A 5,996-nucleotide genomic window follows, 5' to 3' on the forward strand; every position below is an offset into this window, starting at 1 on the left:
CGCCGAAATTCATCCCGTTCCAGGGTCAAGCCAAGTGGTGATCGCCGCCGATGCGGCAAGAGGTGCCGCCCCGTCGTCCTCGCGGACCCCGTGGCAACTCGAAGGACTCTACACGAGCCTGTAACCATCATCAAACCAGTGGCGCAAGTGGGTTTGGCGGGCGTACGGTCGGCCGCATGACGAAGCATGCCCGCACCCAGCAGTGGTGGGCCGCCTGACGGCGGCCCGACCTCGCGCGCAGTGCGCATGCACCCAACGGCCGCCGCCTCGGCGGCCGTTTTTGCTGTCCGTGGTGGTGGTCCCCGACCTTCAGGACCCAAGGAGCCACGACACCCATGACCCGCACCCGGATCTTCAGCGGCATCAAGCCCACCGGCCACCTCACCCTCGGCAACTACCTCGGGGCCCTGCGCCAGTGGGTCACCGTCGACCAGCACCGGGCGGACGCCCTCTTCTGCGTCGTCGACCTCCACGCCCTCACCGTCGACCACGACCCGGCGCGCGTCCGCCGGCTCAGCCGGCAGGCGGCGACCCTGTTCCTCGCCGCCGGGCTGGACCCCGCCCTCTGCACCCTCTTCGTACAGAGCCACGTCGACGAGCACACACGGCTCTCCTACGTCCTCGAGTGCACGGCGAACGACGGGGAGATGCGGCGGATGATCCAGTACAAGGAGAAATCCGCGAAGGAACGGGCCGCGGGAGGCAGCGTCCGGCTGTCTCTCCTCACCTATCCCGTGCTGATGGCGGCGGACATCCTCGCCTATGGGGCGGACGAGGTCCCGGTGGGTGACGACCAGGCGCAGCACGTCGAGCTCACCCGCGATCTGGCCGTGCGGTTCAACCAGCGGTACGGGCACACGTTCACGGTGCCGAAGGCCGTGCTCCCGCCCGTGGCGGCACGGGTCATGGACCTCCAGGACCCCACTTCCAAGATGGGGAAGTCGCATGGGGAGACGTCCGGCATCGTTTATCTGCTCGACGAGCCGGACGTGGTGCGCCGGAAGGTCATGCGCGCGGTGACCGACAGCGGGAGCGAGGTCGTCCACGACCGGGAGGCGCGGCCCGGCGTCGCGAATCTGCTGGAGATCCTGGCGGCGTGCACGCAGGCGGCGGGCGATGGTGACGGCGGTCCGGCGGAGCTGGCCGCGCGGTACAGCTCGTACGGGGCGTTGAAGAAGGACACGGCCGACGCGGTCGTCGAGACGCTGCGGCCGATCCGGGAGCGGCACGCGGAGCTGTGCGCGGACCCCGGGTATGTCGACGAGGTGCTGCGGGCCGGTGCCGAGCGGGCGCGGGGGCTCGCCAGGCCGACGGTCGACGCCGCGTACGAGGCGATCGGCCTGCTCCCCGCGAGGTGACGGGCGCACCCGCCGCCCGCCGCCCGGCGCACAGCGGCCGTCTCACCCCACCGCGCGGAAGGACCTGCGGTAGTCGCGCGGGCTGGTGGCGAGGCGGGCGGCGAAGTGCTGGCGCATGGTGACCTCGCTGCCGAAGCCACAGCGGCGGGCGACCTCGGGCATGGGCAGGTCCGTGCGTTCCAGGAGCTGCTGTGCCGCGGCGACGCGCTGGTCGAGGAGCCACTGGATCGGGGTCGTCCCCGTGGTGGCGGTGAAGTGGCGGGCGAAGGAGCGCGGTGACATGCCGGCCCAGCGCGCGAGGTCGGCGACGGTGAGCGGTTCGGACAGCCGGCGGAGCGCTCGTTCGCGTACCGCCGCGAGGGTGTCCGATGCCTCGCGGTCGTCGGCCGTCGGCGCGGGGTGCTCGATGAACTGTGCCTGGGTGCCCGTGCGGAAGGGGGCGGTGACCATCGAGCGGGCGATGGTGGCCGCCGCCTCGGCGCCGTGGGCGGTACGGACCAGGTGGAGGCAGAGGTCGATCCCGGCGGCGACGCCCGCCGCCGTCCAGACGCCGTCGTCCTCGACGAAGAGGGCGTCCGGCACGACCTCGACGTCCGGGTGGGCGGCGGACAGCAGAGTCGTGAGGTTCCAGTGGGTGACGGCGCGCCGCCCGTCGAGGAGCCCGGCCTGGGCGAGTACGAAGGCTCCCCCGCACAGCGCCGCCACGGGAACGCCGGCCCGGTGCGCCTCGCGCAGCGCGTCCAGGACGGGCTCGGGGACGGGGGCCAGGTGGTCGTCGACGCCGGGGACGACGACGAGATCGGCGGTGGCCGTCCAGTCCAGGTCCTGGTCGGGGGCGAGGGTGAGGCCGCCGGGCATCCGGACGGGCGCACGGTCCGGTGCGCAGCGGCGGAGTTCGAAGGGCGGGGCGCCGCGCCCGGTGCGGTCGACGCCCCAGACCTCGGCGATGACGGCGACGTCGAAGGCTCGTATGCCGGGAAAAGCGACGAGGGCGATGCGCTGGGCGGGGCGCTGAGGTGTGCGCTGAGCGGTGCGCTGGGCGGTGCCGGTTGGCTGCATGACGGTCATGCTGCACCAGACGCACCACCCCCTGGCACTAATCCATCGAACAGGGTCTCTTCTGCCACTGTCGGCCCGTGCGCGGCGCCGAAAGGATGGTGGACATGGAGATCAACGAACTCGCCGAGAACGCCGCCCTCATCGTCATCGACGTGCAGAAGGCCTGGTACGACCCGTCCTTCCCGCCCCGGGACAACCCCGCCGCCGAAGGCAATATCGCCGCGCTCGTCGACGCCTGGCAGGAGGCGGGCCGGCCGGTCGTCTTCGTGCGGCACGACTCGCCCAAGGCGGACTCCCCGCTCCGCCCTGGACAGGAGGGGAACGACTTCCAGGACTTCGTCGAGGAGCGCCGGGGCCGGGGCACCGGTCCGGAGCTGCTGCTCACCAAGGCCGTGAACTCCGCCTTCATCGGCACGCCGGACCTGCGGAGCTGGCTGGACGCGGCGGGGATACGGCAGATCGTCGTCGTGGGCATCATGACGAACTGGTGCGTGGAGACCACCGCCCGGATGGGCGGCAATCTCGGCTACGACGTGATCGTGCCGCTCGACGCCACGCACACGTTCGACGCCGTCGGTCCCGACGGCCGGGTCCTCACGGCCGCCGAGCTGGCGCGGGCGACGGCGGCCAATCTCCACGCGGGCGGTTTCGCCAAGGTCGTCTCCACGGCGGCACTGCTGGGCTGAGTGTCCGGGCCGGCCGGTCTCGTCAGCTGCGGGCCGTCAACCGTGGGCCGTGAGGCGTCAGCTGTGGCCGGTGCCCAGTTCGCGGCTGCGGTCGCGGGCGGCCTCCAGGGCGGCGATCAGGGCGGCGCGTACGCCGTGCTTCTCGAGCTCGCGGATCGCGCTGATGGTCGTACCGGCGGGCGAGGTGACGGCCTCGCGGAGCTTCACCGGGTGCTCGCCGCTGTCGCGGAGCATGACCGCGGCGCCGATGGCGGCCTGGACGATCAGGTCGTGGGCCTTGTCCCGGGGGAGGCCGAGGAGGATGCCGGCGTCGGTCATGGCCTCGACGAGGTAGTAGAAGTACGCCGGGCCGGAGCCGGAGAGGGCCGTCGCCGCGTCCTGCTGCGACTCGGGGACGCGGAGCGTCTTGCCGACCGGCTTGAAGATCGCCTCGGCGCGGAGGAGGTGGTCCTCGGTGGCGTGGGAGCCCGCGGAGATGACGGACATGCCCTCGTCGACGAGGACGGGGGTGTTCGGCATGACGCGGACGACGGGGACGCCGGCCGGCAGCCGCTCCTCGAAGAAGGCGGTGGGCACGCCGGCCGCGGCGCTGATGACGAGGCGGTCGGCGGGCAGGTGCGGGGCGAGCTCCTCGAGGAGGGTGCTCATGTCCTGCGGCTTGACGGCCAGGATCAGGGTGTCGGCGGTCTTGGCGGCCTCGGTGTTGCTGACCACCTCGACGCCGTAGCGGGCGCGGAGCGCCTCGGCGCGGTCGGCGCGGCGGGCCGTGCACATCAGGTCGTCCGTGGACCAGCCCGCGCGGATCATGCCGCTGAGGAGGGCCTCGCCGATCTTTCCGGTGCCGAGGACGGCGACTCTCTGCTGCACGGGGGCTCACCTCTTCGTTCCGCTGGGCTCGCTTCATCCTCCCACCTCGGTCGCCCCGGGGGCGCCCGGGGAAGCGGTAGCTCCCCTTTCCCGACACGGCGTTTACACCGTGGTTACAAATCAACTCGGCGATCTGCACCACGACTTGGCCAAAATATGGTCGAGTGATTAACAGCCCGGCGCCGCAGGGACGACGGTGCCGGCGCCTCTTGTCGCCGTGCGCTCATCAGCGCCCCCAGATGCCCATCGGCCCCTTACTCCACCTGTCTGGCAACGATCCTCATCGCATCGCTGCGCGCGCCTCGAGCGCGCTGGAGGCAAACCTCATGCAGAAGACTCTCTTCCGCCGTGTCCGCACCGCCGTCGACCGCGTTGGCCTCCTCGCCAACCTCCGGGCCGATTTCGCCGCGTCGCTGGTCGTCTTCCTCATAGCCGTGCCGCTCTCGGTGGGCATCGCCGTCGCGTCCGGCGTCCCCGTGGAGCTGGGCCTCGTGACCGGCATCGTCGGCGGCCTGCTCACCGGCCTGCTGCCGGGCAGCAGCATGCAGGTCAGCGGCCCGGCGGCCGGCCTGACGGTGCTGGTCTACGAGGCCGTACGGGAGTACGGGCTCAGGGCGCTCGGCGTCCTCGTCCTCACCGCGGGGCTGCTCCAGGTGGCGATGGGGCTGCTGAAACTGGGCCGCTGGTTCCGGGCCATCTCGGTCGCGGTGGTGCAGGGCATGCTCGCGGGCATCGGCATCGTCCTGATCGCCGGGCAGCTGTACGCGCTCGCCGACGCGGACGCGCCGGCCGGAGCGCTCGAGAAGCTCGGCGGACTGGTCACCCTGCTCACCGACACCCTCGCCTCGGCCGACTCGCTCGCCGCACTCGCCGTCGGCGTCGGCACGGTGGCCGTTCTGGTGCTGTGGCCACGCTGGCAGTGGGGCGCGCGTCTCGTCCCCGCGCCCCTGGCCGCGGTCACGCTCGCCACGACGGCGGTCGGGCTGCTCCGGCTGCCCGTCGACCGGGTCCGGGTGCGCGGGCTCTTCGACGCCATCCAGCCACCGTGGAGTGGCGATTTCGCGCGCTTGACCGAGTTCGGCGTCCTGGGAACGGTGCTCGCCTTCGCGCTCATCGCCTCGGCCGAGACCCTCTTCAGCGCCGCCGCCGTCGACCGGCTCCACGACGGCCCCCGCACGGACTACAACAAGGAACTCATCGCCCAGGGCGCCGGCAACACCGTCTGCGGTGTGCTCGGAGCCCTGCCCATGACCGCCGTGATCGTCCGCAGCTCCGCCAATGTGTACGCGGGCGCCCGGACGAAGGCCTCCCGCGTCCTCCACGGCGCATGGCTGCTGGTCTTCGCGACGCTGCTGCCCTGGGCCCTGGAACTCATCCCGGTCGCGGCGCTCGCGGGGGTGCTCGTCCACGCGGGCTGGAAGCTCCTGCCGGGCCGCGAGCTGGGCCCGCTCTGGCGGGACCACCGCGGCGAGGTCGCGGTGCTGGTGACGACCACCGTCGCCATCGTCGTGACCAACCTCTTCGAGGGCGTGATCGTCGGCTTGCTGCTGGCCATCGTGAAGGCGGCCTGGGAAACCTCCCACGTCCACATCGAGACCACGACGACGAGGGACGGCCGGGTACGGGCACGCGTGCTCGGCAACGCCAACTTCCTGCGCCTGCCCCGGCTCCTGGACGAGCTCGACGCCCTGTACCGGGCCGGGGACCGGCGGGCCGGCGACCGGGCCGACCGCGGAGCCGAGCACGGGGTCGAGTACGGAGTCGAGCTGGACCTCACCGGGCTCCGTCATATGGACCGAGCCGTGCACACCGCGCTCTCCGGCTGGGCGGAACGCCACGGCTCACTGCGGGACGGCGACGGGAACGGCGATGGAGAAGCCACAGGACGAGTCGTCGCGGTATAGGCGTCGTCGCGGTATGGGCGCGGATATAGGTGCCCAAACGCAAGAAAGCCCTGGTGGGTATCCCCACCAGGGCTTTCTCTAAAAGGAGTTCGGCGGCGTCCTACTCTCCCACAGGGTCCCCC

General features: G+C 71.9%; 5 protein-coding genes. 3 read left to right on the forward strand and 2 right to left on the reverse strand.

Going from position 1 to position 5,996, the window contains the following annotated elements; genetic code table 11:
• Positions 1 to 335 precede the first annotated feature (335 nt).
• A complete protein-coding gene (gene trpS, locus IE096_RS31000) occupies positions 336 to 1,358 on the forward strand; it encodes a tryptophan--tRNA ligase (protein WP_189457451.1) in 1,023 nt (340 codons plus the stop codon).
• Between the two features lie 42 nt (positions 1,359 to 1,400).
• On the opposite strand, the gene IE096_RS31005 is transcribed toward trpS, so the two are convergent.
• Positions 1,401 to 2,417, reverse strand: a complete 1,017-nt coding sequence (locus IE096_RS31005; RefSeq protein ID WP_189457454.1) for a GlxA family transcriptional regulator — start codon at positions 2,415 to 2,417, stop codon at positions 1,401 to 1,403.
• A 104-nt stretch (positions 2,418 to 2,521) separates the two neighbouring features.
• On the opposite strand from IE096_RS31005, the gene IE096_RS31010 reads away from it, so the two are divergent.
• Entirely contained in the window at positions 2,522 to 3,103 is a 582-nt protein-coding gene (locus IE096_RS31010; RefSeq protein WP_189457456.1) for a cysteine hydrolase family protein, read from the forward strand.
• Between the two features lie 57 nt (positions 3,104 to 3,160).
• Here IE096_RS31010 and proC read toward each other — a convergent pair whose 3' ends face one another.
• The gene (proC, locus tag IE096_RS31015; RefSeq protein ID WP_189457458.1) at positions 3,161 to 3,970 is read right to left on the reverse strand and encodes a pyrroline-5-carboxylate reductase; all 810 of its coding nucleotides are present in this window, start codon (positions 3,968 to 3,970) and stop codon (positions 3,161 to 3,163) included.
• Between the two features lie 326 nt (positions 3,971 to 4,296).
• Between proC and IE096_RS31020 the strand changes: the two genes are divergently transcribed.
• Positions 4,297 to 5,874 (forward strand): SulP family inorganic anion transporter, encoded by a 1,578-nt coding sequence (locus tag IE096_RS31020; RefSeq protein WP_189457463.1) that lies wholly within the window; start codon positions 4,297 to 4,299, stop codon positions 5,872 to 5,874.
• Positions 5,875 to 5,996 lie beyond the last annotated feature (122 nt).

The organism is Streptomyces abikoensis, assembly GCF_014648775.1.
Classification (GTDB): Bacteria; Actinomycetota; Actinomycetes; order Streptomycetales; family Streptomycetaceae; genus Streptomyces; species Streptomyces abikoensis.